Here is a 26,511-nt window from a genome sequence, read left to right as displayed (position 1 = left end):
TGAGGGCCTGCCGGCTGACGTTGCAGGTAAGCTGGCTTACGCTTTGGCGTCGACGGCCACTGTCTCGCTGCCGCGCTTGATCGCCGCATAGCCGAGGCCGGTGACCAGCGAGCCGATAATGATGGCGGCAAGATACAAGAGTACCGGCGAGATGGCGTTGGGGATCAGCAGCACGAAGATGCCACCGTGGGGCGCCATCAGCTTGGCACCGACCAGCATGGAGAGCGCGCCGGTGATCGCCCCACCGACCATGCTGATCGGGATGACCCGCAGCGGATCCTTGGCGGCGAAGGGAATGGCCCCCTCGGTGATGAAGCAGAACCCCAGTACGAAGGAGGCCTTGCCCGCCTCGCGCTCCGGCTCGGAGAACTTGCTCTTGGCCACGAAGCTGGCGATACCCATGCCGATGGCCGGCACCATGCCCGCGGCCATGATCGCCGCCATGGGGCCATAGGTCTCGGAGGCCAGCAGTCCCACGCCGAAGGTATAGGCGGCCTTGTTGACCGGCCCGCCCAGATCGAAACACATCATGGCGCCGAGCAGAATACCGAGCAACACGGCATTGGCCGAGCCCATGTTTTCGAGGAAGGTGGTCAGGGCAGAGAGAATAGCCGCCACCGGCTCGCCGATCACGTAGATCATCACCAACCCGGTGATCAGGCTCGCCACCAGCGGGATGATCAGGATCGGCTTGAGGGATTCGACGCTCGACGGCAGCTTGACGTGGCGGGTCACCGCCAGGGCCACATAGCCGGCCAGAAAGCCGGCCAGGATGCCGCCGATGAAGCCGGCGCCGATCTCGGAGGCCAGCATGCCACCGATCATCCCCGGGGCGATGCCTGGCCGGTCGGCGATGGAATAGGCGATGTAGCCGGCCAGCACCGGGATCATCAGGGCGAAGGCCGTGCCGCCGCCGATCTGCATCAAGGCCGCGGGCAGGGTGCCCTCCTCCTGGAAGGCCTCGATGCCGAACACGAAGGAGAGCGCGATCATCAGGCCGCCGGCCACCACCATGGGCAGCATGAAGGAGACCCCGGTGAGCAGGTGCTGATAGACGCCCTTCTCCTTGCTGCCCTTCTTCGCCTCGCCGCCGGCGGAGGCGCCGCCCGCCTGTTCCACTTCGGCCTCCTTGAGTGCCGCCTCGATAGTCGGCTTGGGCTTCTTCAGGGCGTTGCCGGTGGAGGTGCGGTAGACGCGCTTGCCGGCGAAACGGCCCGCATCGACCTCGATGTCACAGGCCAGGATCACCAGATCGGCGGCGGCGATCTCTTCCTCGGTGAGCTGGTCCTGGGCGCCCACCGAGCCCTGGGTTTCCACGCGGATGGCATGGCCCAGCCCCTTGCCCGCCTCGCTTAGCGCTTCGGCGGCCATGAAGGTGTGAGCCACCCCGGTGGGGCAGGCAGTAACGGCGACGATCTTGCGGCCGTTACCGCTACTGTTCCCGGCCTGTTCCGTCAGCGGCGCTTCGTCCTCGGCGGGCGGCACGTACTCGGCCGCCTCGCGGCTGGCGCGTTCGAGGAAGGCCTGCGGGTCGGGCAGGGCCTCGCCGATGGGCGCCTGGAAGAGGCGCTTGCCGGCGAAGCGCGGTGCCCCGGGGACGTGGTCGGCAGCAACGACGATCAGATCGGCGGCGGCGATCGCCTCGGCCGACACCGGGGTCAGCGTTTCAAGCTCGCTGTGCATCTCGACCTGGACGTCCCAGCCGAGGCGTCCGGCGGCCTGTTCGAGACGACGGGCGGCGAGAAAGGTGGTGGCCATGCCGCTGGGGCAGGCGGTAACGAGGATGGCATTCATGCGATGGCTCCCCCCGCGCTGGCATCGACGTCATTGAGGCGCCGTACGCGGGTCTGTTGTTGGAGTTGCGGGAAGTCGGCGGCGCAGGGGTTGCCCACGCCGACATGGCGGATGGATTCGGCGGAGAGCGCCGTGGCCAGACGCAGCGCCTGCTCGGCAGTGTGTCCCGAGAGCACGCCGTGCAGCAGCGCGGCAACCAGGGTGTCGCCGGCGCCCACGGTACTGACGACCTCCAGGCGCGGGGGCAAGGCCTGCCAGGCGCCGCGACGGCTCACCCAGAGCACGCCATCGGGGCCAGCGGAGAGCAGCGCCTCCTCGACACCCTCGGCGTAGAGGCGCAAGGCCGCCTTGAGGCGCGCCTCGGCGCTGGTCAGATCCTGGTGGGCCCAGGCGGCCAGCTCGTGCTCGTTGGGCTTGACCGCAGTAGGTCGGGCGGCGATGGCAGCGGTGAGCGCCTCACCGCTGGTGTCGACCCACACCGGCAGGTCGGCCCCGCGCAGGCGGGTGACCAGGTTGGCAAGGTCCTCCGGCGTCACGCCAGGGGGCAGGCTGCCGGCGATGACCACGGCGTCGGGGCAGCGGTGGGCGTCGGCCAGGCGTGTATCGAGCCCGTCGAGCAGCCGCTGCCAGGCGGCCTCACTGATGGTAGCGCCCGGGCCGTTGATGTCGGTGACCCGGCCGTCGGCCTCGGCAAGCTTGGCGTTGATGCGTGTCTCGCCGGGCACGCGCAGGAAGGCATCCTCCACGCCCATGGCCTCGAAGGCGCGCAGGAAGGGACCGTCGTTGTCGGCGCCGAGAAAGCCCGACACCGTGACGTCGTGGCCCAGCGCCACCAGCACCCGTGCCACGTTGACCCCCTTGCCGGCGGCGGCGAGGTGGGTATTCAGGGTGCGATTGACCTCACCGGGCTCGAGCCGCTCGAGGCCGATCGACAGGTCGAGTGCCGGGTTGAGGGTGAGGGTCAGTATACGGGCCATCAGCGCACCTCCAGGGCGTCGCGGACCGCCTCGCTGGTGGCCTGGGCGAGTGCCAGCCGGGCCTGGGTCTGCGCATCGGCCAGATCGAACTCGGCGAGGCGCGCCTTGACCAGCGGGATCTGTCGGGCACTGACCGAGAGCTCGTCGACGCCGAGGCCCACCAGCACCGGCACGGCAGTAGCATCAGAAGCCAGCTCGCCGCACACGCCGACCCACTTGCCCTGGGCATGGGCGGCGGCCACGGTCATCTCGATCAGCTTGAGTACCGATGGATGCAGGCCGTCGGCCTCGGCAGAGAGCACGGGGTGGTCGCGGTCGATGGCCAGGGTGTACTGGGTGAGGTCGTTGGTGCCTACCGAGAAGAAGTCCACCTCGGCGGCAAGGCTCGGCGCCAGCAAGGCGCATGAGGGCACCTCGACCATCACGCCCAGCTGAAGGTCGCTGGCGCGCTCCTCGGCGGGGATCTCGGCGAGCAGGCGATCGACGATCTCCCGGGCGGCGCGGAACTCCGCGACGTCCTTGATCATGGGCAGCATGATGCGCAGCGGCTTGGGTTTTTGGTTCACACCCGCCGCGGGCGCTTGATCCACCCCCGCCGCGGGCGCTGCCGCCATCAGCAACGCACGCAGTTGGGTCTCGAGCACATCGGGGCGGGTCAGCGTCAGGCGAATGCCACGCAAGCCGAGGAAGGGGTTGGTCTCCTGGGGCACCGGCCAGTAGGGCAGCGGCTTATCGCCGCCCACGTCCAGGGTGCGAGCCACCAGCGGGCGGCCATCCAGGGCGTCGATCGCCTCGCGGTACTCGGCGATCTGGGTCTCGAGATCGGGCAGCTTGGCGTGGGCCATGAACAGGAACTCGGTGCGCAACAGACCCACCCCCTCGGCACCGCGCTCCACGGCATCGGCGGCATGCGCCGTGTTGCCCAGGTTGGCGGCCACCTCGACGCGGTGGCCGTCGCGGGTGCGTGCCTCAGCGAAGCGCGTCGCCCAGGCCTCAGCCTCGCGGCGCTCGCGCTCGACCAGGCGCTGCTCTGCAGCGGAGCGCCGCTCGGCGGTGGGACTCGGGGTGATGCGTCCACGCTCGCCATCGAGGATCAGCTCGGTGCCGTTGGTCAGGGTCATCACTCGCGCCCCGGCACCGACCACGGCGGGAATACCCAGCGCCCGGGCGAGAATCGCGCTGTGGGCGGTGGCGCCGCCGCGGGCGGTGAGCAGGCCGCGCACACGCGCGGTGTCGAGGCGGGCCACGTCGGAGGGGCCGATGTCGTCGGTGACCAGGATGTAGGGGTGATCCGGGGGATCGGGGAGCTTGACGTTGCACAGCACGCCCAGCACCCGGCGCCCCACGTCTCGCAGATCGGCGGCACGCTCGGCGAGCAGCGGGTCGGCGAGCATCGCTTGTGAGCGGGCGGCGGTGTCGATGGCCTCCCACCAGCCGGCTTCGGCGGAGCCGCCTTCCTGAATGCCCTCACGGGCAGCCTGGTAGAGTTCGGGGTCTTCGAGCATCTCCTCGTGCATGGAGAGGATCTGCGCCACTTCACCGCCTTTGGCCTCGCGTACCAGTGCCTTGAGCTGCTCGCCCCCCTCGCGGATTGCCGTCTCCAGGCGGCGCACCTCGGCGGCCGGGTCGTCGGCGTGCTCCGGATAGTCGAAGCGCGGCGTGGTGAGCACGAAGGCCGGGGCGATGGCCAGCCCCGGCGAGGCGGCGATGCCGGGGTGGGGAGCGTCTGCAGGCAGCGGCTCGGGCGGCGGCGTGTCGTCCTCGCGGGGAGCAATGTGCTCGCGGCTCTCGTCGAAGGGCAACACCGCTTCGCCGAGGCCGTCTTCCACGGCCTGACACACCGCGCTGAGCGCCGCCTCGGCGCCCTCGCCCTCGGCGGAGAAAGAAAGCTGCTGGCCGCGCCGAGCACCGAGGTTGATCACCTTGGTCAGGCTGGCCGCCGACACCGTCTGCCCGCCGCCGTCGGCGAGGCGCACGCGGACGGGCACGGCCTGTTCGCGGGCCACCTGCACCAGCTGCTTGGCAGGGCGGGCGTGCAGGCCGTGGGCATTGAGCACCCGGGCCAGGCGAGTGTGCGCCGAGGCCGACTCGCCGGCCAGACGCGCCAATACGGTGGCGGCATCGGCATCGCGCAGACTGGGTCCTTCACCGCTCTCCAGCAGGGCAAGCAGGCGTTCGAGCAGGCCTCGATGGGCTTGGCCATCGGCGGCGAGACTGAACACGCCGGTGACCGTCTCATCCGCCTCGCGAAGTGCCGCCTCGGGGGTGGCCAGGGCGAGTGCCGGCGCTTCGACGCCGCGGTGGCTGGAGGTCAGCCACAGACCCTGGCCCAGGCGCACCGGCGGCTGCTCGGCCAGAGCGGAGACGAAGTCGCTGTCCACGCAGCCGAGTTGGCGCAGGCGCGCGGCGCCGGCCAGCGCCAGCTCGCGGATATCGCGGGCGGGAAAGCCCAGGCAGAGGGTGTCGGCATCCAGGCGCGCCTCGACCACCGAGCGGGAGAGCAAGGTGGCAACCTCCTCCGCCGACTCGGCAGCAGCCAGGCGTTCGGCAACGCTGTCGTCGTCGAGTACATGGGTGAGCTGACGCAGGATGTCCAGGTGCTCGTCGCTCTGGGCGGCGATGCTCACCAGGACGTGAACGCGGTTGCCGTCGTGCCACTCCACCCCGGCAGGAAACTGCAGCACACGGATACCAGTGGCGCGCACGTGCACGCGGCTCTCGGCGGTGCCGTGGGGGATGGCGATACCGCTGCCGAGAAAGGTGGACGACTGCGCCTCGCGGGCGAAGAGACCATCGCGATAGGCGGAAGCCACCAGGCCGGCGGCATGCAGCGACGCCGCGGCCTGTTCCAGGGCGTCGTGCCAGTCGTCGGCCCGACAATCGAGCAGGATATCGTCCTGGCGTAGGGTCAACATGATTTTCTCCTGTTCGCTCGGTGACGGGCGATGATCGCCACTCGCTCAGCCGTCTTGGAGACTCAGAAATTCGCTAGCTGAATCGTGTCACCTCTGATGTCATGTATGCTGAATCGATTCATACTGATTGGCAAGATCGAGACGCTACAACTTTAGGAGGGGTGGCAACCGCCGCCAGAGACGTAGAATCGCCCCAACCATTACCGAGGACGCTCATGACACTCGCTGAAATCGCACGCCTGGCCGGCGTCTCCCGCACCACGGCCAGCTATGTCATCAACGGCAAGGCCCGCGAGCGGCGCATCAGCCAGGAGACCGTCGACCGGGTGATGGCCATGGTTCAGCATCATGATTACCGGGTTGACGCCCAGGCCGCGGCATTGCGTCGTGGGGCGAGTCGTCTTCTGGGGCTGATCATTCCCGACCTGGAGAACGTCAGCTATGCGCGCCTGGCCAAGCGGCTCGAGCGGGGTGTCCGGGAGGCGGGCTACCGGCTGCTGATCGTGGGTTCCGACGACGACCCGGAGAGCGAGCGCGAGTTGGCCCTGGCGCTGCGTGCCCAGCGCTGCGAGGTGCTGATCACCGCCAGCTGCCTGCCCACGGAGGACCCCTTCTATGCCGAACTCATGGCGGCTGGCCTGCCGGTGGTGGCCGTGGACCGGGGCCTCGATCCGCACCATTTCGCCAGCGTGGTCAGCAACGACCGTGAGGCCGCCGAGCGCCTGACCCGCTCGGTTCTCGATGACACGGTGACACGCATCGCCTGGCTGGATGCGGTCCCGGCCCTGTCGATCAGCCGGGAGCGACGCGCCGGCTTTCAGCAGGCACTGGCCGATCATCGGCCGCTGGAGGTGATTTCCTGCGGTGCCCAGCGCTACGACCGTGTCGAGGGGGCCCGGCTGATGCGCGAGCTGCTCGATGGCCACGGCATGCCGGATGCCATGGTCACCGCCTCCTACACGCTGCTCGATGGGGCATTCGATGTGCTGCTGGAAGATGGCGGCTTGCCGACATCACTGCGCCTGGCGACCTTCGGTGACAGCCGCCTGCTGGACTTCCTGCCCCTGCCGGTCAACTCCGCGGTTCAGGACCATGACCGCATTGCCACGCTGACCCTGGCATGCGCCCTCGCCGCCGCGCGTGGCGATTACCGGCCGGGCCTGCAAGTCGTCGCACGTCATCTGCGCTGGCGCCTTCCCGGACGCACTACCCCACAACACGCCTGAAGGCTCATTCGCGAGGCCTACAGGCCTCGAGTGCGGTCAGTGTCAGGTCCAGGCAACGATGAAGGTCGCTCAGGGCGACGGCGGCTTCGTCCAGCCGCGCCTCCCTGCCCAGGCGTTCCAGCCGCGTGGCAAGCCCCGCCACCTTCACCGCCCCCAGGCTCGACGACTCCCCCTTGAGCTGGTGGGCAAGATACTCGACCCGGCGGGGCGCACTCTCCGCCACGGCCTGCTCCAGGCCGGCGAGATGCTCCAGCGCCTGTTCCCGGTACAGGGTGATGAGGGCGGCCAGTTCCTGCTCGCCCAGGCTCTCTCCCAAGGCCGAGAGAATAGCGGGCTCCAGCGTCTGGCCGGCAGAGGCCCTCCCCGCGGTGACGGCAGGCGGAGTTTTGGCATGGCGCAGGTGACGCTGCAACGCCGCCACAAGGGCATCCTGGAATAGCGGCTTGGTGAGGTAGCCATTCATGCCGGCCGCCAGGCAGCGGGCCCGGTCGCCACCCGGGCCACCGGCGGTCATGGCCACTACCGGCACCTCTGCCGACCAGCCTCCGCGTGCCCGCAATCGGCGGGTTGCCTCCAGCCCATCCGTGCCGGGCAGTTGCACATCCATGAAGATCAGGTCGAAGCGTTTCCGAGCCGCCTGATAGAGCGCCTCGTCCGCCGACGCCACTACGCTGACCCGGCAGCCCAGGCGCTCGAGCATGGCACGGGCAACCTGCTGGTTGACCGGGTTGTCCTCGACCACCAGCAGCCGGGCATCGTCCACACGCCGCTCGAGATCGGCTACCACCGTCTCATCCGCACTCTCGTCGGGGTCGGCCGCGGCCAGCGGCAACACGAACCAGAACCGACTCCCGTGGCCCACCTCGCTCTCCAGCCCGATACGCCCCCCCTGGGCCTCCACCAGCCGCTTGCTGATGGCCAGCCCCAGGCCGGTACCGCCGAAGCGTCTGGCGGTGGAGGGATCGCCCTGCTGGAAAGGCTCGAACAGCTGGGCCTGACGGCCGGGGCCGATCCCGCCCCCCGTGTCGATAACCTCGAACCGCACCTGGCTGTCGCCCGCATCACGTACGCACAGGCGAACCTCGCCCTGCTCGGTGAACTTGATGGCATTGGAGAGCAGATTGAGCAGCACCTGGCGCAGTCGGCCGGCATCCCCCACGAGAGATGGCGGCAGCCCGGGGTCCAGCTCGCATGTCAGGCGAACGCCTCGTGCCTCGGCCCGGGGGGCGAAAAGCGAGATCGCGCCATCGACCAGCTCACCAAGGGCGAAGGGGCGCGCCTCAAGCTCCAGGCGTTGCGCCTCGATCTTGGAGAAATCCAGAATGTCGTTGATGAGCTCGAGCAGCAGCCGGGCACTGTCATGAATGGTGTCGGCATAGTGACGCGCCCGTTCGGGAAGCGGCTGATCCTGCAATAGATCACTCATGCCGATGACGCCGTTGAGCGGGGTACGGATCTCGTGGCTGACGGTGGCCAGAAATTCCGACTTGGCATGGCTGGCCGACTCGGCCTGTCGGGCGGTGACCTCCAGCTCGCGGCTCAGCGCCTCCAGGTCCCGTCGCGCGGCGGCATTGTCGCGGGCCTCTCGAAACAGGAAGGCGACCACCAGCGAGGCGGCCAGACTCATGGCCAGGATCAGCAGCAGCAGCACGCCATAGAGCGTCTGCAGCTGCTCCCGTTCCCGGGTGGTAGTCTCGGCCAGGTGGCCATTGATGGCAATGATCAGCCTCTCGGTCACCCCGCCCAGGGCCTCCAGTCGTTGGGACAGGTCGGCCAGGGCGTCATCGCCGAGGCGCTCGAGGCCGCGAATCTGATCATCCAGGGCCTGCAGGTGCCGCTCGATCTGCGGGATCAGCTCCTCGGCCACGCGAATATTGTCGAGCAGCTGGGTGATGTCGCCATCCTGCAGCAGGTTGAGACGGCTATAGAGCAGATCGAAGCGGAGGCGCAGCGTCTTCAGTGGCTCGCTGGATAGATCGGGGCTGGTGAGAAAGCTGCGCAGCTGCACCGTGTCCCGGTCGAGCTTGTAGGCATGCCAGACGGCATCCCCCCCGACACTCTCGGCCAGGCTATCCTGGCGCCAGGCCACCAGGCCGACTACCACCAGGGCAGCGGCGAAGAACACCAGGGCGGCGATGGCACCCAGCTTGAGACGCAGGGGGTAGCGCAGCAATTCAGGCCTCCGCGGTCAAGCGGGATCAGGGCACGAAAATCCGCTCGACATGCCACACCGAACGAAAGCGGATGGCCTCGGTGAGCAGTTCGGGATGGTCGTCGAAGGGATAGAGCACGAACAGTGGGCCGTACTCACGGATAGTCAGCGGCTCACCGTCGCGGGCCATGGCCAGAATCACGTCATGGCGCCGGAAATCCGCTACCGGCACCTGCGCCTCGTAGTGGTTGAGAGAGTGGATGCGCACCTGCTCGCTATCCTTGGCTCCCACCGTCTCGAGCAGGGCGCGCATCAGCGGGCCCTCGTAGCGACCCTTGTCGCGATGCCAGGGTGTATGGGTCGCGATGATCCGTGCCGGCAGGGCCTCGAGCATTTCCCGGTCGAAATGCGCCTCGTCACCGACGTTGGTATGCGCGATGTCGCCGCTCAGGGTCAGAAGCACCCGTTCCGTGGGCACCGGCAACGGCGAGGCCATGGCAAGCGGCGGAAGCGTCGAGAGCAGCACGATAAGCGGACGAAGGGCGATACCGGTCAGCATCGGCAGGTTTCCTGCTAACGGGAAAGATGACCCAAGCGTACGCGATTCGGCGTCGCAGGTCAGGAGAGCGTTCGGCAAAAAACAATGGGGGCGCCACGCGCCCCCTGATATCGACGATACCTGACCCTGCAGTTTACATCAGCTCTGGACCTCCTCCACCGGTTCCATCGGTTCGATGCGGACCAGGTCCTCATAGGCATGCCAGCTGGCATGGCCCAGGACCGGCAGGATCAGCGCCAGGCCGATGTAGAAGGTCATCACTCCGACCAGCACGCAGCCGGTGAGAATGACCGCCCACAGCAGCATCGGACGGAAGTTATTCGCCACCGAGCGGATACTGGCTTCGATGCCTTCCATGAAGGTCAGGTCCTGGTCCATCAGTGTCGGGATAGCCACCACGCTGATGGTGAAGGCGCCGAAGGCCAGGACGGCGCCGATTGCCGTCCCTACCGCCAGCATCATCAAGCCGTCAACGGTGGTCAGCAGCGACGCATAGAGCGTCTCGGGGCTGGGGGCCTCGAAGCCGAAGAAAAGCGCAAACAGCAAGGTGGCCAGGCGAATCCAGGCGAGGAAGAAGATCATCATCATCACGCCCATCATCGCCAGCTGCCCCGCATGGCCCTTCCAGCCGCCGAAGGCGTCACCCAGGTTGGGCACGCGGCCCGCCTCGAGAGCACGGCTGATGCCGTAGGAGCCCACCGCCACCAGGGGGCCGATGAACATGAAGCCGGCGACCAGCGGCAGCAGCCAGTGCCAGAGGCCCAGCGTGAAGGCGCCGGCGGTCACGGCGATACTCAGCCCCACCCAGAACATGCCATAGGCCAGACTGACCGCCATGGCCTGGCGAAAATCCTCGAACCCGGCAGCCAGCCAGGCACGCGGCTTGTCCATACCCACCGACCGGATGCTGATCTTGACATTGGGCGCAGCACCCTTGCCATGCTCTCTTGTTGTTGCTGCATTCATGGTCACACCCCTGATTACCGCTTGTTGAATCCCGGTGCTGCCGGGCCGCTTCAAGACGACACCCCGGCACACGGCCGTCATGCGCCCTACCGCTCTTGATACCTGATTAATGTAGCCAAGGGCAACTCAAATCGCCGAGCGTCTTCCCTCACAGGACTCCCTGCAGAATATTCTGGCGGCGCGGGCTTCACCCCAACGCCTTACCCAGCATCAATAACAGCAGGACGTCGAGCCGCGAGCCTGCGCGACCGCCTCCATCAAAGGGAGGCGGTCGCGGGGTGCTTTTCCCTCAATGTACAACTGAGGACGTTACTACCACTCAGCGCACGATCATCACCGACATCTTGGTGTGGTGCACCACGTGCTCGGCGTTGGGGCCGAGCACATAGTCGGTAAACTTGCGCTTGTTATGGGATGCCATGACGATCAGGTCCACCTCGAGCTTCTTCGCCGCCTTGATGATGGCCTCCCAGGGGGAGCCATCGACGATGACGCTCTGGGCCGTGATGTCCTCGGGCACGTGGTCGCGAATGAACTCGTGCTGGGCGTCCGAGATCGCCTCGTGAGCCTTCTTGGCGAAGTCCTTGGGAAAGTAGGAACCCACCAGCGGCATGCGGTAGTCCGGCAGGACCGTCACCACATGCAGGGAGGCGCCGAAGCTGCGGCACAGTGCCACCGCCGTCGGCAGTGCCTTTTCCCATGACGCCTCCTCATTGAGGTCCACCGGCAACAAGATCTTCTGGTACATGACGCTCTCTCCTTCAGGCTGACGCCGTGGTAGCGCTACGATCACGCCGCCGACGCTGCATCAGTACAATCAGACCGAACACCAGGAAGGCCGGAATCCACATCAGCTCCTTGGTCCAGCGATCCACGGGAGCCAGTACTTCAATGATCTCCTGGTCGAAGTCGAAGCCCATGTTCGCGGCCTGGCTACCGTAGGCCACCATATCGACCACCGCCCGATCGTCCTCGATCAATAGTTCAAGGCCAAGGTTCTCGAGCCGCTCTTCGCCAGTCTCGCCCTCCGGTACCGGCAGCTGCATGTAGGTGGTCATGGGATCGCCATAGGCATCCACACCCGCAATCTGCAAGCGCAGGGTGGCGTCTTCATCGACATCGCCCAGCGCCTCGACGAACTGCGACGGCGGCACGGATTCGTAGGGGTCGTGGATCATGTCCATCCAGAACCCGGGCCGGAACAGCGTGAACGCAATCAGCAGCAACACGACCGACTCGTACCAGCGGTTGCGGGCCAGCATGAAGCCCTGGGTCGCCGCGGCGAAGATCAACATGGCGATGGTCGACACCACGAAGATCACGATGCCCTGGAGGAAAGAGACATCGATCAGCAGCAGGTCGGTGTTGAAGATGAACAGGAACGGCAGTGCCGCGGTGCGCAGGCTGTAGTAGAAGGCCTGGAAGCCGGTACGGATCGGATCGCCACCAGACACCGCCGCCGCCGCGAAGGAGGCCAGCCCCACGGGGGGCGTGACGTCCGCCATGATGCCGAAGTAGAACACGAACAGATGCACCGCGATCAGCGGCACCAGCAGGCCGTTCTCTGCCCCGAGGTTGACGATGACCGGTGCCAGCAGCGCCGAGACCACGATGTAGTTGGCCGTGGTGGGCAAGCCCATGCCGAGGATCAGGCTGAGCACCGCGGTGAGCAGCAGGATCAGCATCAGGTTGCCCATGGCCAGGGTTTCCACCACCTCGGCCAGCACCAGGCCGACGCCGGTCTGGGAGACAGCCCCGACGATGATGCCGGCGGTGGCCGTGGCGATGCCGATGCCGATCATGTTGCGGGCACCGGTAACCAGGCCGTTCCACAGGTCCAGCGCGCCCTCGCGAAGGTCCGCGACCATGTCGCTGCGCTTCCGGAAGATCGAGGTGATGGGCCGCTGGGTGAGAATGATGAAGACCATGAACACCGTGGCCCAGAAGGCGGAGAGCCCCGGCGAGAGGCGCTCCACCATCAGGCACCAGATCAGCACGATCACCGGCAGGATGTACTGCAGGCCGACCAGCACCGTGGGCCGGGTCTCGGGGAGCTTGTAGATGGGGGTGTCCGGATCGTCGAGCTCCAGTTCGGGATAACCTGCTGCCAGCTTGAGCAGGGCGATATAGACCGCCGTCAGTGCGACCGCGACCACCCAGGGAGTGGCGCCGCCGAGCACCGGCTTGAGCCAGCCCAGGCCGTAGTAGACCGCCAGAGCGGTGATCATCATCAGCAGCAGACCGCCGAGGAAGCCGATCACCTTGCGCACCAGGGGCTTGGCCGGATTGCTGCTCTCCAGCCCCTGCAGGTTGGCCTTGAGGGCCTCGAGGTGAACGATGTAGATCAAGGCGATATAGGAGATCAGGGCCGGCAGGAAGGCGTGCTTGATCACCTCCACATAGGAGATCCCTACATACTCGACCATCAGGAAGGCCGCGGCGCCCATTACCGGCGGCATGATCTGACCGTTGACCGAGGACGATACCTCGACGGCCCCGGCCTTCTCGGCGGAGAAGCCGACCCGTTTCATCATCGGTACGGTGAAGGTGCCGGTGGTCACCACGTTGGCGATGGAGGAACCGGAGATCAGACCGGTCATGCCCGAGGCCACCACGGCGGCCTTGGCCGGTCCACCCTTGTAGTGGCCCAGCAGTGAGAAGGCGACCTTGATGAAGTAGTTGCCGGCGCCGGCCTTGTCGAGCAGGGCGCCGAATAGCACGAACAGGAAGACGAAGCTGGTCGAGACCCCCAGTGCGATGCCGAAGACCCCCTGGGTGGTCAGCCACTGGTGGTTGATCAAGCCGTAGAGGCTAACCCCGCCATGCGAGAGGATACCAGGCATCCAGGGGCCGGCCAGGCTGTAGAGAAGGAATACCGACGCCACGATCATAAGCGGCGGGCCAAGGGCTCGTCGGGTGGCCTCGAGCAGCAGCAGGATCCCCGCCACGCCAATGATCACATCCTGCAGGATCGGCGCACCGGGGCGCTGGGACAGCTGCTCGTAGAACATGAACATGTAGGCGCCGCAGAAGGCCGCCGCCGCGGCCAGTATCCAGTCCTGGATAGGGATACGATCACGCGGTGAACGCTTGAGGGCCGGATAGGCCATATAGGCCAGGAAGAGTGCGAAGGCCAGGTGGATGGAACGGGATTCGGTGGCACTGAACACCCCGAAACCCAGCATGAAGGGCACCGGGGAGGCGATCCACAGCTGGAAGAGCGACCATGCAGCCGCAATGCTTACCAGCAGCTTCCCAGGCATGCCCACTGGCTTGCGGGCCCCCGAGTCGGTCGAGGCGACCATATCCTCGAGATCGACCTCCGAGCCCGAGGTCCTCTTGTTATCCTCAGTCATAAGCGTGCCCTGCTCTGAAACGTTTGACCTGGAAGTCCCTGATGGGTGATGCCATGCGGCATCCCAAACAGAATACGCGGCCCCCTCGGGTGACCGCGCATTCTTCACCGAGGTGTGATCACCTCAGACGAGCCGTGTTACTCGATCCAGCCCTGCTCGCGATAGTAGCGGGCCGCGCCCTCGTGCAGCGGGGCGGAAAGCCCTTGGGTCACCATCTCCTCCTGGTCGAGGGTCTCGAAGGCCGGATGCAGGCGCTTGAAGCGATCAAAGTTGTCGAAGATCGCCTTGACGGTCTGGTAGACGATCTCTTCATCGGCCTCGGCGGTGGTCACGAAGGTCGCCGCAACGCCGAAGGTCTCCACATCCTCGTCATTACCCTTGTAGAGGCCCCCAGGAATCACCGACTTGGTGTAGTAGGGATACTCCTCGACGATGCCGTCGATATCCTCGTCATTCATCGGGATCAGGCGCGAATCGACGGTGGTGGTAGCCTCCTGAATGGAACCGTTGGGGTGACCGACCACGTAGACCATGGCATCGACGTTGTTATCGGCCAGGGCCGCGGCCTGCTCGGCGGCATCCAGCTGTGAGGCCAGGGCGAAGGTGTCCTCGGTCCAGCCCTTGGCCTCCATCACCACTTCCATGGTATTGCGCTGGCCGGACCCCGGGTTGCCGATGTTGACACGCTTGCCTTCCAGGTCGTCGAGTTCCTCGATACCCGAGTCGGCGCGGGCCAGCAGCGTCAGCGGCTCGCCATGAACACGGAAGACGGCACGCAGCTCTTCGAAGGCATCTCCCTCGAAGTTGCCGGTGCCATTGTAGGCCTGGTACTGGACGTCGGACTGGGCAACCCCCATGTCCAGCTGGCCGGATTTTATGCCGTTGATGTTGGCTACCGACCCGCCAGTGGAGGGAGCATTGCACTTGATGTTGGCGTCTTCCAGGCGGTTGACCAGGCGACAGACCGATTGGCCCACCACGTAGTAGACGCCGGTCTGGCCACCGGTGCCGATGGTGATGAATTTCTCTTCATCCTGGGCCATGGCCGGCGAAGCGAACATCGCGGCCCCCAGGATCGCGCCGGTGAAGGCAGCGGCAGAGAATGCATGGCGTTTCATGGGCACACCTCTTTATTGTCGACAAACGTGTTGTGCAAACGGGTTCCGATATGGCAGCCCCGTGACGCGACCGCCGGCGGCTTGGCCGCCCTCTCCTACTTTAGCGAAAAAAGCGGTCATATGATGAGGCCTTTTTCCATAAGGTAAGTCTAGACCCCGTAGCACGTTGAGTGTGCGTTAATTTTCGCCACCAATTCTCACGCAGGATACATCCTCTGGCGCTATGGCACCCTTCAAGACGTCTGTGTGTCTGATGACAGAGAATGTGACACTTTTCAGGAGCCCGCATGCAGCTACTCGCCGGCCAGATCACCATCCCACGCACCCGCAGTCGCGAGGAGCAGCTCGGCCACCTGGACCGTGTTGCCGAGCGGATACGGGGCGCCTGCGCACGGGAAACCCCCGACCTGATCGTGCTGCCGGAACTGGCCGCCCAGGAGTATGGCGATGACGCCTTCGCCTGCCTGGATGCGCTTGACGACGACCTTGCCGGGCCGGTCGTCACGGCCTTCGCCGACCTGGCACGGGAACTCGGCACCACCATCGCCTTCGGCGTGGCGCGGTATGCCGATGGCCGGCGCCATATCAGCCAGGTGCTGGTCGGCCCCGACGGTCGCCTGGCCGGCGTCTACGACAAGCTTCACTGTGCCCAGTTCGGGGCCTCCGGTGAGGCCGCCCACTTCTCACCGGGCGAGCGGCTGCTGGTCACCGAGGTTGCCGGCTGGCGGGTCGGGGTGATGATCTGCTATGACCTGCGCTTCCCGGAACTGGCCAGGCGTCTGGCCAGGGAAGGCGTCGAGCTGATCCTGCATCCGGTAGCCTTCACCCGGGACTTCAGCTTCGCCAGCTGGCACGCCTTCGTCACCACGCGCGCCATGGAGAACCAGCTCTACTGGCTGAGCCTCAACCGTGCCGGTGACAACTGGGGCCAGTCGCTGTTCTGCCCGCCGCTGGTGGACGACGACCATCCTCCCCTCGCCTTCGGTAGCGACGAGCAGTGGCACTGGCTGACCCTGGACAAGGAAACGGTTAGAAGAGCCCGCCAGCGTCTCCCGCTGGCCCGGGATCGGCGCGATGATCTTGAAGTCCTTCCGCTCTGGCGACCAGACTGAGACATATCAGCCGACAGGAGGGAAGCGAGATGGCCACCATCGAATGCGTTCAGGGTGATATCGCCCAACAGTCCGACATCGAGGCCGTGGTCAACGCCGCTAATGCTGAGCTGCGTATTGGCGGTGGCGTAGCCGGCGCCCTGCATCGCGCTGCAGGCCCAGGGCTCGCCGAGGAGTGCCGCCCGCTGGCACCGATTCGGCCTGGCCAAGCGGTGATCTCTGGCGCCCATGAGCTACCCAATGACTATGTCATCCACTGCCTGGGGCCGGTCTACGGCATCGACGAGCCTGCGGACGAGCTGCTGGCCGCCTGCTATCGCCACGCCCTGGAGCTGGCCGAGCGCGAGGGCATCCGCTCCATTGCCTTCCCGGCGATATCATCCGGGGCCTTCGGCTACCCACCCACCGAGGCCGCACGCGTAGCGCTCGCCACGGTGCTGAAGACACTGCCCGACTGCCCGAATATCGAGCTTGTCCGCTTCGTGCTCTTCGATGCCGACAGCACCGGGCTCCACCAGCGCACCCTGGAGTCTCTGGAGAGCGGCCAAGGGTAAGGATCACTACCCGAGGTTGTAACCCAGCACTCGCGGCAACCAGAGGGCGATCTCGGGGAACACGGCGACCAGCAGCAGGGCGCTCGCCATGGCCGCCACGAACAGCAGCGCCCACCCGACGGTCTGCTCCAGGCGGACCTTCGCCACTTCCGTGGTCACCATCAGGTTCACCGCGACCGGCGGTGTGAACTGGCCGATGGCGATGTTCATCGCCAGCAGGATGCCGAACCACACCGGGTTCCAGCCGAAGTGCTGCATGACCGGGATCAGGATCGGCATCATGATCAGGTAGATGGAGATGGCATCCAGCAGCATGCCGGCCACCAGCACTGCCAGCATGATCAGCACCAGCAGCAGTGGGCCACTGTCGGAGAGCCCGATGACCCACTCCGCCAGGTGACGGAAGGTACCGAGCATGGTGCCGGCCCAGGCGAAGATGCCGGCCAGGGCGATGATCAGCATCACCACACCCGAGATCACCGCCGCCTCGCCGAGCAGATCCCAGAGGTCTCGCCAGCTCATTTCCCGGGTCAGGAAGAGGCCCACCAGAGCGCCATAGGCGACCGCCACCACGGCCGCCTCGGTGGGCGTGAAGAGCCCACTGCGCAGCCCGCCAAGGATCAGCACCGGGGCGAACAGCGCCGGCAGCGCCTGCCGGAAGCTCTCGCCCACCCGCGGAAGCTCTGCCCCCTCTGTCGGCGTGCTCCCTTCCCAACCATAGTGACGGGAAACCAGCAACGCCGGCCCCAGCAGCGCCAGCCCGGCAAGGATGCCAGGGAACAGCCCCGCGGCGAACAGCGCGCGAAGATCGACCCCAGGGACCACGATGGAGTAGAGGATCAGCGCCACCGACGGCGGGATCAGGATCGCCGTGGAGGCCGAGGCGGCGATCAGCGTCGCCGAGAAGGGCCTGGGGTAGCCGGCCTTCGTCATGCTCGGCAGCATCACCATGGCCACCGCGGCGGCATCCGCGGGGCCCGAGCCGCTCATCCCGCCCATGATCATGCAGACCAGCACCGCCACCAGGGCCAGGCCGCCGTGGCGCGGCCCGATCAGTGCCTGGGCGAAACGCACCAGCCGTGCCGCCACGCCGGCTCGCTCGAAGATCAGGCCGGTGAGAATGAACAGCGGGATGGCGATCAGCGGATACTTGGCGATGCTGTTGTAGGTGTTGGTGCCGAGGGTCGCCAGCATGGTCGGCGACAGGCCGGCCAGAATCCCCGCGGCCCCAGCCAGGCCCAGCGAGAAGGCCACCGGCACCCCGGCGATCAGCAGCCCGGCGAAGGCCAGCAGCATCCACAGATCAGGACTCATCCTCGAGCCTCCCGCGCAGGCGGTCGCGGGTCTGCTGCAGCTGGCGCAGCAGCATCAGTGCCGAGAGCAGCGGCAGCCAGCCGAGATACCACCACTGCGGCAGCCCCAGCCCCGGGGAGAGCGAGCCCCACTGGAATTCCTGCCAGGTCATCCTGGCGCCGAACCAGGTGATCAGCCCCAGCACCACGAGCCCGCAGCCCCCCTGGAGAAGGATCAGCACCTTGCGCGCGGTTCCAGGCAGGGCGCGCTCCAACAGCGCGATACGGATATGGCCGTTGCGGCGCAGCGCTACGGAGGCACCGGCAAAGGTCAGCACCACCAGCAGAAATACCGAGAACTCCTCGGTGAAGGCGAAGGAGGCATCGGTGATATAACGCACCAGCACGTTGGCCAGGCTGATCAGGCCGATGATCAGGATCGCCAGGGTCGCCATCAGGCGCTCGAGTCTTGCGTCGGGACGTTTCATGGGTGTCGCGGCGTCATGGGGTGGGAAACGCCATCGGCCCCGCTAAGGGGCCGATGGCATGCTCGCTTGGGTAGCTCACTCGCCCTGCATATCGGCGCGGGCCGCCTCGACGATCTCGCTGCCGATGCGCGGCATCCACTCGTCGTGGACGCTCTCGGTGGCCGCGACGAAGGCCTGGTGCTGGGTTTCGTCAAGCTCGGTGACCGTGACGCCGCGCTCCTTGATCGCCGCCAGGCGCTCGGGCTCCTCCTCGCGGGTCATCTCGATCTCCCAGGCGCCGGCTTCCTCGGCGGCGTCACGCAGCAGGGTACGCTCCTCCTCGGAGAGGGAGTCCCAGACCTGCTGGTTCACCGCGAACACCAGAGGGTCGTTCATGTAGTTCCACAGGGTCAGGTATTCCTGTCCCACCTGGTCGATGCGCGCCACGTCGAAGACCGAGAGCGGGTTCTCCTGGCCGTCCACCGCACCGGTGGTCAGTGCCGGCTTGGCGTCGGCCCAGCTCATCTGAGTGGGATTGGCACCCAGGGCCGTGAAGGTATCCTGGAACAGCGGCGAGCCCACCACGCGAATCTTGAGGCCGTCGAGGTCCGCCGGCTCGTCGATAGGCCCACTGGAGTTGGAGAGCTGTCGGAAGCCGTTCTCGCCCCAGGCCAGGGGCACCACACCGCGGGACTCGATGGCATCGAAGACCATCTCGCCGGCCGCGCCGCCGGTCACCGCATCCACCGCGTCCAGGTCGGCCATGAAGAAGGGCAGTGAGAAGAGGTTCAGCTCCGGCACTTGAGGCGACCAGTTGATGGTCGAGCCCACGGCGGCATCGATCAGTCCCGAGCGCATGGCCGAGAATTCCCGGGTCTGGTCACCGTTGACCAGTTGGGAATTGGGGTAGACCCGCAGGGTCAGCTCGCCGTCGGAGCGTTCGGCGACCAATTCGGCCCACTTCTCGGCGGCCTGACCCCAGGGAAAGGCGTCGGAGAGTACGGTGGAGACGGATAGCTCGCGGGCCTGCGCGGACAGCGAGAGGGAGACAACGGCGACGCCGGCCAGAGCGGCAGCCAGCCGGGTCAGGTGACGAGATGAGTTCATGGCGTGTCCTTGCAATGTCGGGCTTGGGCAGGTCTGCTGCGGCCTGACCGTTAGCGTTGTTGAGGCGTCCATCGACGCCGCGAACCTCAAGATGCCCTGTCATCCCATGTTCATGCAAGACGGCACATCGTCCTGCCCTGTCCTCGGGTTCAACGCAATTGCTATGCTGTGTCGCTTTTTCCTTCCGCCCCGAGGAGACGCCGTGCCGCTTCGTGACCTGGCCCTGGCCCCACCCTGCCCTCGCCACTGCCGACCATCCTGCTGTTGACCAGCGCCCTGGGCTGGGCGGTCTCGCAGCTGCTGATCAAGCGCGGCCCCGCAGGTTGGCTCACGAAGCCGGCGCTCCGGCGCAGAGACCGCCGTCGCCCGGCCAGCTGACGCAGTCGCCCGCGGCCACCCCCATCGCCTCGAAGGCGCCGGCATTGACCTCCAGGGCCGCACGATAAGGCACCGAAGGGCGCGTCACCGGGCACTCCCCCGCCTGGGCAGCCTTGCAGGGGGTCATGCGGTGAATTTCGGCGATGTGCCCCGCCTCGTCGATGAAGGCAATGTCCAGCGGGATCCGCGTGCGATACATCCAGAAACCATTGCGTGAGGACTGGGGGCGATCATAGAGGAACAGCATGCCGGACTGCTCGGCCAGGTGGTCACGCTCCATCAGGCCTCGACTTCGCTCGGCAATGGTGCGGGCCACCTCTACCTCGAGACGTTGGGGGCCCTGATCACCGTGGATCACCAGGGGAACGGTCTCGAGGGTCTGTGGCTCAAGATCCGGCCCCGAATCGGGCCCGGCGGCCGGCAGGACGCGCGGCAGCAGGGTGGCGGCGGGCAGCAGGGCCAGGCCCAGCAGCAGATGGCGTCGAGTGGTGTTCATGGCGGTTTCCTCAGCGATTGGACAATTCGGAATAGGGAATACGGACTCAAGGCATCAGATGGATTCCGGCAGCCAGCAGCGAGACCCCCACGGCCTCGCCGTGAGCCAGGCCGTTGCGGCGCGCGGCATGGGTGGGAAGCTCGAATCGCAGGGTATCGTCGCAGTGGTCGAAGGCCAGCGCCACGGAGGTGATGCCGCCCAGCACCGCCATCTCCACCACCCGACCCTCGACCGGGTTCTCGCGCTCCCCCCGAGAAGGGCGGCCGCGACGATGGAGAACCACGTCCGAGGGTGGCAGGTACCAGCTGACGCGCTGGCCGGGCCTCATTGCCCCCAGCCCCTCCGCCACCTCCAGGCGCCAGGGGCCCCATTGCAGGCGGCGCCCCTCCTCCTCGGCTACCACCGTGCCGGTGAATACATTGTGACGATCGAGCAGCCGTGCCACCTCGGGGCTGGCCGGCCGGCGGAAGAGCTGCTCGGCCGGGGCCTGCTGCAGGCTACGGCCAGCGTGCAGTACGCAGAGTCGGTCAGCCAGGGCGGCGGCCTCGTCCAGGTCGTGAGTGACCAGCACGATGGGGATTCGGATCTCCTCGCGCAACAGGGCGAGCTCGCGCTGCAGGCGCCGGCGGGTCACCTGGTCCACGGCCGAGAAGGGCTCGTCCAGCAGCAGCACCCGCGGGCTCCTGGCCAGCGCTCGGGCCAGGGCGACTCGCTGACGCTGGCCGCCGGAGAGCTCGGACGGCATACGGTCGGCAAGGCCCTCGAGGCGCACTCGCACCAGCCACTGCTCGGCGGCCTGCCCGCGCTCGGCGGCGGGTAGATGCTCCAAGGCCATCATGACATTGGCGCGCGCATCCAGGTGCGGGAAGAGCGCATAGTCCTGGAACACCAGGCCTACGCGACGCTGCTGGGGACGCAGCGAGCGCCTTGCCTCGGCATCGAACCAGGTCTCGCCGGCACAGCGGATCACGCCGCCCGCCGGTCGATAGAGCCCGGCGATGGCACGCAGCAGGGTGGTCTTGCCGCTCCCCGAGGGACCCACCAGGGCCAGCAGCTCGCCGGCGTCGCAGTGGAAGTCGGCGTCCAGCGGGATCGGTCCGGCCTGCTGCAGCTGCACCGTCAGGCGGGCCTGGCTCAAGGGCAGATCCATCTCAGCCACGGCGCCACCTTCGACGTCCTGCCAGGCCGTAGACCACTCCGATGGTCAGGAAGGAGATCAGCAGCAGCATGGCCGACATGATGGCGGCTCCGGACTCATCGAAAGCCTGGACTCGGTCGTAGATGGCGATGGCCAGGGTACGCGTCTCCCCGTCGATCGCCCCGCCGACCATCAGGATCACACCGAACTCGCCGAGGGTATGGGCGAAGGTCAGCGCCAGGGCCGAGATCAGACCCGGCCACACCAGCGGCAGCTCGATACGCCACAGCGTACGGGCGGGGGAGAGGCCGCTGCACCAGGCGGCCTCGCGCAGATTGGGCGGAATCGTCTCGAAGGCGCGCTGGATCGGCTGCACGGCGAAGGGCAGGTTGGCCACCAGCGAGGCGATCAGGATACCGGTGAAGGTGAAATTGAGCCCGCTGCCGGTCAGCGACTGCCAGAAAGCGCCGAAGGGCGCCTCCACGCCGAAGGCCTGCATCAGGTAGAAGCCCAGCACCGTCGGCGGCATCACCAGCGGTAGCGCCACCAGCGCCTCGCACAGCGGCTTGCCGCGAAAGCGCGAGAGCGCCAGGGTGCGCCCCAGCCAGAGCCCCAGCGGCAGCAGCAGCAGGCAGGTCAGTCCCGCCAGGCGCAGCGAGACCGAGAGCGCCGTCCAGTCCATCAGCGAGGGTTGTCCTGGTCAGGCAAGCGGAAACCGTACGCCGCCAGGATCTGCCGGGCCGCCGGCTGCTGGAGCCAGGCGTGGAAAGCCCGAGCGGTCTCGCCGGCCCCCTCGATCAGCGCCATGCGCTGGACCAGCGGGGCATGCCACGCCTCGGGGATCAGCACGTGCTCACTACGCTCGCCCAGTGTCGGCGCAAGTGCCAGCGACCAGGCCACCAACCCGCCGCGAGCCTCGTCTGCCAGGGCGAACTGTGCGGCCTGGGAGACATTTTCGCCGAGAATGCGCAGCGGGGCCGCCCCTCCCCAGAGTCCGGCATGCTCAAGGGCCTGGCGAGCCGCCACGCCGTAGGGGGCATGCTCGGGATTGGCCAGGGCGATGCGCGGCCTGCCCTGCCCGGCCCGATGGGCATCGATGGCCTCGCGCACGCCGGCCATCGGGTCTGCTGTATCCGGCAGTTCGCCGCTGCCCGGACGCTGCAGCCACGCCAGCCGACCCACGGCATAGACCACCCCCTCGTCCTCGGTCCACCCCGCCTCGTGGAGGGCCAGCACATACGCCTCGTCCGCGGACAGGTAGAGCTCGAAGGGGGCGCCCTGTCGGATCTGGCGCATGAAGTTGCCGGAGGAGCCGAAATTCAGGCGCAACTCCCGCCCGGTCTCGTCGGTGAAGCGCTCGGCGGCCTCGGTGAGGGCGAACTGAAGGTCCGAAGCCGCCGCCACGGTGGGTACATCAGCCAGGGCCACAGGCGTCGACAGAACGAGCCAGGCGACGAGGGCCCAGCGCAGGGAAGAAAACATGCAGGATTCCCGATAAGCGATAGGATCGCTGCATTGTCGACCAGGCGCGCCCCGGGGGACAAGGCGAGGCCGTGGAACTCGCCCCGGCCTTGATGCGGATCAGGCTTGCTCCCGGGAGCGCCCGAGGATCGCCTTCAGATCGATGCTCGCCTCGCGGGGGCTCAGATCCAGCAGCGCCTCGAGGCTCTCCAGATGGTGCCGGATGCCCTCCCGGGCCGCCTGCCTGTCGCCCTGCTCAAGCGCCGCCAGCAGCGTCGTGTGATCGCCCTCCAGGAAGCAGGAGGCCAGGTTCGACCGCTTGTAGAGGGCAATGACAATGGAGGTACGCAGGATCAGGTCGGTCAGCATGGCCCCCAGCACGCGGTTGGGCGAGAGCTCCGCCAGCCGGTGATGGATGGCCAGGGAATGCTCGATACGGGCCGGCTCGTCTCCCCGCCCGTGGGCCTCGATCTCGCCCCGCGTCTCCGCCGCCAGCCGATCCCGCGAGGCTGCATCGAGGCGGCCCGCCAGCAGCGAGGCCACTTCCCCTTCGACTAGCCGCCGGGCCGCGAAGGTCTCGCGGGTCTCCTCGATGCTGGGCGCGCGGACTCGCGCCACCTGGTTGGGACGCTGGTCCACCACGTGCTCGGAGGCCAGCCGGGTCAGGGCCTTGCGTACCACCGAGCGACTCACCCCGAAGACCTCGCCGAGGGTCACTTCCGGCAGTCGGGTGCCGGGCGGCAGGCGCTGCATCAGCACCGCCCGGCGCACCTTGTCGACGATATCCCGGTCGCTGATGCGACTCCCGGCCCTGACCTCGGCCAGCACCTCCTCCTGCCATTCGTGCATGAGCTGTCCCCTGCCTGTTTCTGCGCCAGCGTCTCATCCCGCGAACGGAATGACCACATCAAACAGGTTCATTGTATACAGGATCCATGCCTCAGGCACGGCGATGTACCGGAGTCACGTCGAGGATCGCTTCCAGGATCTCTTCACGGTCGCCGGCTGGCCCAGGGTGGCGACTCTCCTGGTGCGACGCTGGCAATCATGGGGTCCTCGGCAGTACCAGGATGGCACGGAAATCATTGACGTTGGTCCGTGTCGGCCCGGTGACGATCAAATCGTCCAGAGCCTGAAAAAACGTATAGGCGTCATTGCGTGACAGATAGTCGACGGGGTCGAGGCCCCGAGTCCGGGCATGGGCCCAGTCCTCGGGCGAGAACAACGCCCCGGCATTGTCCTCGGAGCCGTCGATGCCGTCGGTGTCGAGGGCCAGCGCATGGATATCCTCGGCTCCGCGCAGGGTCTCGAAGAGCCCCAGCAGGTACTCCACATTGCGCCCGCCCCGGCCGTCCCCCTGCATGGTGACGCTGGTCTCGCCACCCGAGAGCAGCAGCAGCGGGACTCGGCCCTCCTCTCGGGCGCTCAGGGCCAGCTTCCCCTGGGCGCGTCCCAGCTCCCGTGCCTCGCCTTCCAGGTCATCGCCAAGCAGGCGCACCTCGATACCCGCGGCCTCGGCGACAATCCGGGCCACCTCGAGAGCATCCCGGGCCCGGGCGAGGACCTCGCTCTCGTCGCGGGCGAAGGCCGGCTCCCCGGGATGCGGGGCCGAGGTATCGGCTAGCAGATGGCGGCGCACCCCCTCAGACATCGCAATGCCGCGGTGTTCGAGGATCGCCAGAGCATCCTCGGGCGTCGTGGCATCCGGCAGGGTCGGCCCCGAGGCCACCAGCGAAGCTTCGTCACCGGGCACATCCGAGATCAGCCAGGTCAGCACCCGGGCAGGATGAGCGGCCGCGGCCAGGCGCCCGCCCTTGATGGACGACAGGTGCCGGCGGACGGTATTGATCTCGCGGATCGGCGCGCCACTTCTCAGCAGCGCCTTGTTGATGGCCTGCTTCTCGCCCAGCGTCACGCCGGGCGCCGGCAGGGTCATCAGCGCCGAGCCGCCGCCGGAGATCAGGGCGATGACCAGATCGTCCTCGCCCAGGTCCTCGACGGCCTCGAGCATGCGGTGGGCGGCCCTCTCGCTCAGGTCGTCAGGCATGGGATGGGCGGCCTCGAGAACCTCGACATGACGACACTCGGCGTCCAGCCCTTGGGGACCATGCCCGTAGCGGGTCACTACCAGACCGGACAGCCGCGCTTCGGGTTGGTGTTCCTGCCAGGCACGTTCCAGGGCGGCTGCCATGGCGGCTGCCGCCTTGCCGGCCCCCACCACCACGGTACGACCAGGCGGCGGTTCCGGGAGCCTGTCGGGCAGAAGCGTATCGGGATGGACAGCGGCGATCGCGGTGTCCGCCAAGTGCCGGAGCCAGGCACGCGGTGTCTCCAACGGGCCATCAGTGACCAACGGACTGGGTGTCTTCATGGGAAGTCTCCTTCACGGAAAAGGCCCGGTGACGGGAGGGTACTTCAGGGGGAACCCACCACCGGGCAAGGATCGCCAGCGGCGATCAGGCAGGCGACGACCCGACGCCTGCCGTCAGGGAGCAGTCACCTCCCTGTCGCTCGCCGGCTCACAAGAGCCGGCGGGCAGACTCACGACTGGCCTACCTCATGGTTGGCCAGTGCCTCCAGGGCCCGCAGGATGCCGGCATGATCCCAGTCGGCGCCGCCGTGGGCGGCACAGGCCTGGAACAGCTGCTGGGCATTGGCGGTACCGGGCAGTGCAAGGTTGAGGCTACGCGCGCCCTCCAGTGCCAGGTTGAGATCCTTCTGATGCAGGCGGATCTTGAAGCCCGGATCGAAGGTTCGGTTGATCATGCGCTCGCCATGCACGTCGAGGATCTTCGACTGCGCCAGGCCGCCGAGCAAGGACTCGCGGACCTTGGCCACGTCGGCCCCCGCGCGGGAAGCGAAGAGCAGGCCCTCGGAAACGGCCTCGATGGTCAAGGCCACGACGATCTGGTTGGCGACCTTGCAGGTCTGACCGGCGCCCTGGTCACCGATATGGGTGATGGTCTTGCCCATGATCTCGAGCAGCGGCTGGGCGCGCTCGAAGCCTTCCGGGGTGGCGCCGACCATGATGGTCAGGGCGGCATTGATGGCACCGCCCTCGCCGCCGGAAACCGGGGCGTCGACGTACTCACCGCCGGCGCCCTGAATGCGCTTGGCGAACTCCTGGGTGGCCAGCGGGGCGATGGAACTCATGTCGATCACCAGGGTGCCGGGCTTCAGGCCCTCGATGACACCGCCTTCGCCGAACAGCACCTGCTCGACATCCGGGGTGTCCGGCACCATGGTGATGATCACCTCGGCGTCCTCGGCGACCGCCTTGGGATCGGCGAGCTCCTGCATGCCCCTGGAGGCCAGGGTCTCATCCAGAGTGCCGCGTTTGACCGTCACCAGCTCATGGCCGGCGTCCAGCAGGTGACCCGCCATGGGACGGCCCATGATGCCCAGTCCGATAAAGCCGATCTTGCTCATGATGTCTCTCCTTC

22 protein-coding genes and 1 pseudogene are annotated in these 26,511 nt (G+C 67.1%); 4 read left to right on the top strand and 19 right to left on the bottom strand.

Features of this window, described 5'->3' with window-relative positions:
- Positions 1-36 precede the first annotated feature (36 nt).
- The 3 genes from HALO32_RS06065 to ptsP are packed head-to-tail and all read right to left on the bottom strand — an operon-like array spanning position 37 to position 5,686.
- Complete coding sequence (locus HALO32_RS06065; protein WP_151442876.1) at positions 37-1,794, bottom strand: PTS fructose-like transporter subunit IIB; 1,758 nt, start codon at positions 1,792-1,794, stop codon at positions 37-39.
- The gene (gene pfkB / locus HALO32_RS06060; RefSeq protein ID WP_151442875.1) at positions 1,791-2,771 is read right to left on the bottom strand and encodes a 1-phosphofructokinase; all 981 of its coding nucleotides are present in this window, start codon (positions 2,769-2,771) and stop codon (positions 1,791-1,793) included. Before pfkB ends, HALO32_RS06065 begins: the two co-directional genes overlap by 4 nt.
- Complete coding sequence (gene ptsP, locus HALO32_RS06055) at positions 2,771-5,686, bottom strand: phosphoenolpyruvate--protein phosphotransferase (RefSeq protein WP_151442874.1); 2,916 nt, start codon at positions 5,684-5,686, stop codon at positions 2,771-2,773. The genes pfkB and ptsP overlap by 1 nt, the downstream gene beginning before the upstream one ends.
- A gap of 215 nt (positions 5,687-5,901) precedes the next feature.
- Here ptsP and cra point away from each other — a divergent pair, with 215 nt between their 5' ends.
- Entirely contained in the window at positions 5,902-6,912 is a 1,011-nt protein-coding gene (cra, locus tag HALO32_RS06050; RefSeq protein ID WP_151442873.1) for a catabolite repressor/activator, read from the top strand.
- Positions 6,913-6,916: 4 nt separating this feature from the next.
- On the opposite strand, the gene HALO32_RS06045 is transcribed toward cra, so the two are convergent.
- The 6 genes from HALO32_RS06045 to HALO32_RS06020 form a co-directional block, all read right to left on the bottom strand.
- Complete coding sequence (locus HALO32_RS06045) at positions 6,917-9,085, bottom strand: ATP-binding protein (protein WP_151442872.1); 2,169 nt, start codon at positions 9,083-9,085, stop codon at positions 6,917-6,919.
- Positions 9,086-9,110: 25 nt separating this feature from the next.
- Entirely contained in the window at positions 9,111-9,623 is a 513-nt protein-coding gene (locus tag HALO32_RS06040; protein ID WP_151442871.1) for a molybdopterin-dependent oxidoreductase, read from the bottom strand.
- A 138-nt stretch (positions 9,624-9,761) separates the two neighbouring features.
- A complete protein-coding gene (locus HALO32_RS06035; RefSeq protein WP_151442870.1) occupies positions 9,762-10,589 on the bottom strand; it encodes a DUF2189 domain-containing protein in 828 nt (275 codons plus the stop codon).
- Between the two features lie 319 nt (positions 10,590-10,908).
- Positions 10,909-11,337: a universal stress protein gene (locus tag HALO32_RS06030; protein WP_151442869.1), complete on the bottom strand. Its 429-nt coding sequence runs from the start codon at positions 11,335-11,337 to the stop codon at positions 10,909-10,911.
- A gap of 13 nt (positions 11,338-11,350) precedes the next feature.
- A complete protein-coding gene (locus HALO32_RS06025) occupies positions 11,351-13,945 on the bottom strand; it encodes a TRAP transporter permease (RefSeq protein WP_151442868.1) in 2,595 nt (864 codons plus the stop codon).
- A gap of 137 nt (positions 13,946-14,082) precedes the next feature.
- Positions 14,083-15,063: a TAXI family TRAP transporter solute-binding subunit gene (locus tag HALO32_RS06020; protein WP_151442867.1), complete on the bottom strand. Its 981-nt coding sequence runs from the start codon at positions 15,061-15,063 to the stop codon at positions 14,083-14,085.
- A gap of 287 nt (positions 15,064-15,350) precedes the next feature.
- Here HALO32_RS06020 and HALO32_RS06015 point away from each other — a divergent pair, with 287 nt between their 5' ends.
- Together HALO32_RS06015 and HALO32_RS06010 are read left to right on the top strand one after the other, a co-directional pair.
- A complete protein-coding gene (locus tag HALO32_RS06015; RefSeq protein WP_151442866.1) occupies positions 15,351-16,175 on the top strand; it encodes a carbon-nitrogen hydrolase family protein in 825 nt (274 codons plus the stop codon).
- A 29-nt stretch (positions 16,176-16,204) separates the two neighbouring features.
- On the top strand, positions 16,205-16,729 hold the full coding sequence (locus HALO32_RS06010; RefSeq protein ID WP_151442865.1) for a macro domain-containing protein: 525 nt from the start codon (positions 16,205-16,207) through the stop codon (positions 16,727-16,729).
- A gap of 6 nt (positions 16,730-16,735) precedes the next feature.
- Here the strand turns inward: HALO32_RS06010 and HALO32_RS06005 are convergent, their stop codons facing one another.
- The 3 genes from HALO32_RS06005 to HALO32_RS05995 all read right to left on the bottom strand — a co-directional run bounded on the left by HALO32_RS06005 (position 16,736) and on the right by HALO32_RS05995 (position 19,595).
- A complete protein-coding gene (locus HALO32_RS06005) occupies positions 16,736-18,043 on the bottom strand; it encodes a TRAP transporter large permease (RefSeq protein WP_151442864.1) in 1,308 nt (435 codons plus the stop codon).
- Positions 18,033-18,509, bottom strand: coding sequence for a TRAP transporter small permease (locus HALO32_RS06000; protein WP_151442863.1), 477 nt, complete (start codon positions 18,507-18,509; stop codon positions 18,033-18,035). The genes HALO32_RS06005 and HALO32_RS06000 overlap by 11 nt, the downstream gene beginning before the upstream one ends.
- A gap of 75 nt (positions 18,510-18,584) precedes the next feature.
- On the bottom strand, positions 18,585-19,595 hold the full coding sequence (locus tag HALO32_RS05995) for a DctP family TRAP transporter solute-binding subunit (RefSeq protein ID WP_151442862.1): 1,011 nt from the start codon (positions 19,593-19,595) through the stop codon (positions 18,585-18,587).
- A 225-nt stretch (positions 19,596-19,820) separates the two neighbouring features.
- Between HALO32_RS05995 and HALO32_RS18095 the strand changes: the two are divergent.
- Positions 19,821-19,925 (top strand): annotated as a pseudogene (locus HALO32_RS18095) (DMT family transporter); the annotation flags it as partial.
- On the opposite strand, the gene HALO32_RS05985 reads toward HALO32_RS18095, so the two are convergent.
- The 7 genes from HALO32_RS05985 to HALO32_RS05955 all read right to left on the bottom strand — a co-directional run bounded on the left by HALO32_RS05985 (position 19,924) and on the right by HALO32_RS05955 (position 26,497).
- Positions 19,924-20,469: a DUF192 domain-containing protein gene (locus HALO32_RS05985; protein WP_151442861.1), complete on the bottom strand. Its 546-nt coding sequence runs from the start codon at positions 20,467-20,469 to the stop codon at positions 19,924-19,926. The pseudogene HALO32_RS18095 and the gene HALO32_RS05985 overlap by 2 nt on opposite strands.
- 46 nt (positions 20,470-20,515) lie before the next feature.
- Complete coding sequence (locus tag HALO32_RS05980) at positions 20,516-21,619, bottom strand: ABC transporter ATP-binding protein (protein WP_151443129.1); 1,104 nt, start codon at positions 21,617-21,619, stop codon at positions 20,516-20,518.
- 1 nt (position 21,620) lies between these two features.
- Positions 21,621-22,289 (bottom strand): molybdate ABC transporter permease subunit, encoded by a 669-nt coding sequence (modB, locus tag HALO32_RS05975; protein WP_151442860.1) that lies wholly within the window; start codon positions 22,287-22,289, stop codon positions 21,621-21,623.
- Positions 22,289-23,089 carry a molybdate ABC transporter substrate-binding protein gene (gene modA, locus HALO32_RS05970; RefSeq protein WP_151442859.1) on the bottom strand — a complete coding sequence of 267 codons (801 nt, stop codon included), beginning with the start codon at positions 23,087-23,089 and terminating at the stop codon, positions 22,289-22,291. The genes modB and modA overlap by 1 nt, the downstream gene beginning before the upstream one ends.
- 99 nt (positions 23,090-23,188) lie before the next feature.
- Positions 23,189-23,917, bottom strand: coding sequence for a GntR family transcriptional regulator (locus tag HALO32_RS05965; RefSeq protein WP_151442858.1), 729 nt, complete (start codon positions 23,915-23,917; stop codon positions 23,189-23,191).
- Positions 23,918-24,113: 196 nt separating this feature from the next.
- Positions 24,114-25,439 (bottom strand): glycerate kinase type-2 family protein, encoded by a 1,326-nt coding sequence (locus tag HALO32_RS05960; RefSeq protein WP_151442857.1) that lies wholly within the window; start codon positions 25,437-25,439, stop codon positions 24,114-24,116.
- A gap of 170 nt (positions 25,440-25,609) precedes the next feature.
- Positions 25,610-26,497 (bottom strand): 2-hydroxy-3-oxopropionate reductase, encoded by an 888-nt coding sequence (locus tag HALO32_RS05955; RefSeq protein ID WP_151442856.1) that lies wholly within the window; start codon positions 26,495-26,497, stop codon positions 25,610-25,612.
- Positions 26,498-26,511 lie beyond the last annotated feature (14 nt).

The organism is Halomonas lysinitropha (assembly GCF_902500215.1).
Taxonomy (GTDB): domain Bacteria; phylum Pseudomonadota; class Gammaproteobacteria; order Pseudomonadales; family Halomonadaceae; genus Halomonas; species Halomonas lysinitropha.
This window is presented reverse-complemented; position numbering and strand designations above follow the sequence as displayed.

Excerpts from the sequence above, each read along its gene's own strand:
- HALO32_RS05955 (WP_151442856.1), bottom strand. The coding sequence starts at position 26,497 with ATGAGCAAGATCGGCTTTATCGGACTGGGCATCATGGGCCGTCCCATG.
- HALO32_RS05960 (WP_151442857.1), bottom strand. The coding sequence starts at position 25,439 with ATGAAGACACCCAGTCCGTTGGTCACTGATGGCCCGTTGGAGACACCG.
- HALO32_RS06040 (WP_151442871.1), bottom strand. The coding sequence starts at position 9,623 with ATGCTGACCGGTATCGCCCTTCGTCCGCTTATCGTGCTGCTCTCGACG.
- modB (WP_151442860.1), bottom strand. The coding sequence starts at position 22,289 with ATGGACTGGACGGCGCTCTCGGTCTCGCTGCGCCTGGCGGGACTGACC.
- HALO32_RS06000 (WP_151442863.1), bottom strand. The coding sequence starts at position 18,509 with ATGAAACGTCCCGACGCAAGACTCGAGCGCCTGATGGCGACCCTGGCG.
- HALO32_RS06020 (WP_151442867.1), bottom strand. The coding sequence starts at position 15,063 with ATGAAACGCCATGCATTCTCTGCCGCTGCCTTCACCGGCGCGATCCTG.
- HALO32_RS05965 (WP_151442858.1), bottom strand. The coding sequence starts at position 23,917 with ATGCACGAATGGCAGGAGGAGGTGCTGGCCGAGGTCAGGGCCGGGAGT.
- HALO32_RS06005 (WP_151442864.1), bottom strand. The coding sequence starts at position 18,043 with ATGAGTCCTGATCTGTGGATGCTGCTGGCCTTCGCCGGGCTGCTGATC.
- HALO32_RS05980 (WP_151443129.1), bottom strand. The coding sequence starts at position 21,619 with ATGGATCTGCCCTTGAGCCAGGCCCGCCTGACGGTGCAGCTGCAGCAG.
- HALO32_RS05985 (WP_151442861.1), bottom strand. The coding sequence starts at position 20,469 with ATGAACACCACTCGACGCCATCTGCTGCTGGGCCTGGCCCTGCTGCCC.
- HALO32_RS06030 (WP_151442869.1), bottom strand. The coding sequence starts at position 11,337 with ATGTACCAGAAGATCTTGTTGCCGGTGGACCTCAATGAGGAGGCGTCA.
- HALO32_RS06065 (WP_151442876.1), bottom strand. The coding sequence starts at position 1,794 with ATGAATGCCATCCTCGTTACCGCCTGCCCCAGCGGCATGGCCACCACC.
- HALO32_RS06035 (WP_151442870.1), bottom strand. The coding sequence starts at position 10,589 with ATGAATGCAGCAACAACAAGAGAGCATGGCAAGGGTGCTGCGCCCAAT.
- ptsP (WP_151442874.1), bottom strand. The coding sequence starts at position 5,686 with ATGTTGACCCTACGCCAGGACGATATCCTGCTCGATTGTCGGGCCGAC.
- HALO32_RS06015 (WP_151442866.1), top strand. The coding sequence starts at position 15,351 with ATGCAGCTACTCGCCGGCCAGATCACCATCCCACGCACCCGCAGTCGC.
- HALO32_RS05995 (WP_151442862.1), bottom strand. The coding sequence starts at position 19,595 with ATGAACTCATCTCGTCACCTGACCCGGCTGGCTGCCGCTCTGGCCGGC.
- HALO32_RS06025 (WP_151442868.1), bottom strand. The coding sequence starts at position 13,945 with ATGACTGAGGATAACAAGAGGACCTCGGGCTCGGAGGTCGATCTCGAG.
- pfkB (WP_151442875.1), bottom strand. The coding sequence starts at position 2,771 with ATGGCCCGTATACTGACCCTCACCCTCAACCCGGCACTCGACCTGTCG.
- modA (WP_151442859.1), bottom strand. The coding sequence starts at position 23,089 with ATGTTTTCTTCCCTGCGCTGGGCCCTCGTCGCCTGGCTCGTTCTGTCG.
- cra (WP_151442873.1), top strand. The coding sequence starts at position 5,902 with ATGACACTCGCTGAAATCGCACGCCTGGCCGGCGTCTCCCGCACCACG.
- HALO32_RS06010 (WP_151442865.1), top strand. The coding sequence starts at position 16,205 with ATGGCCACCATCGAATGCGTTCAGGGTGATATCGCCCAACAGTCCGAC.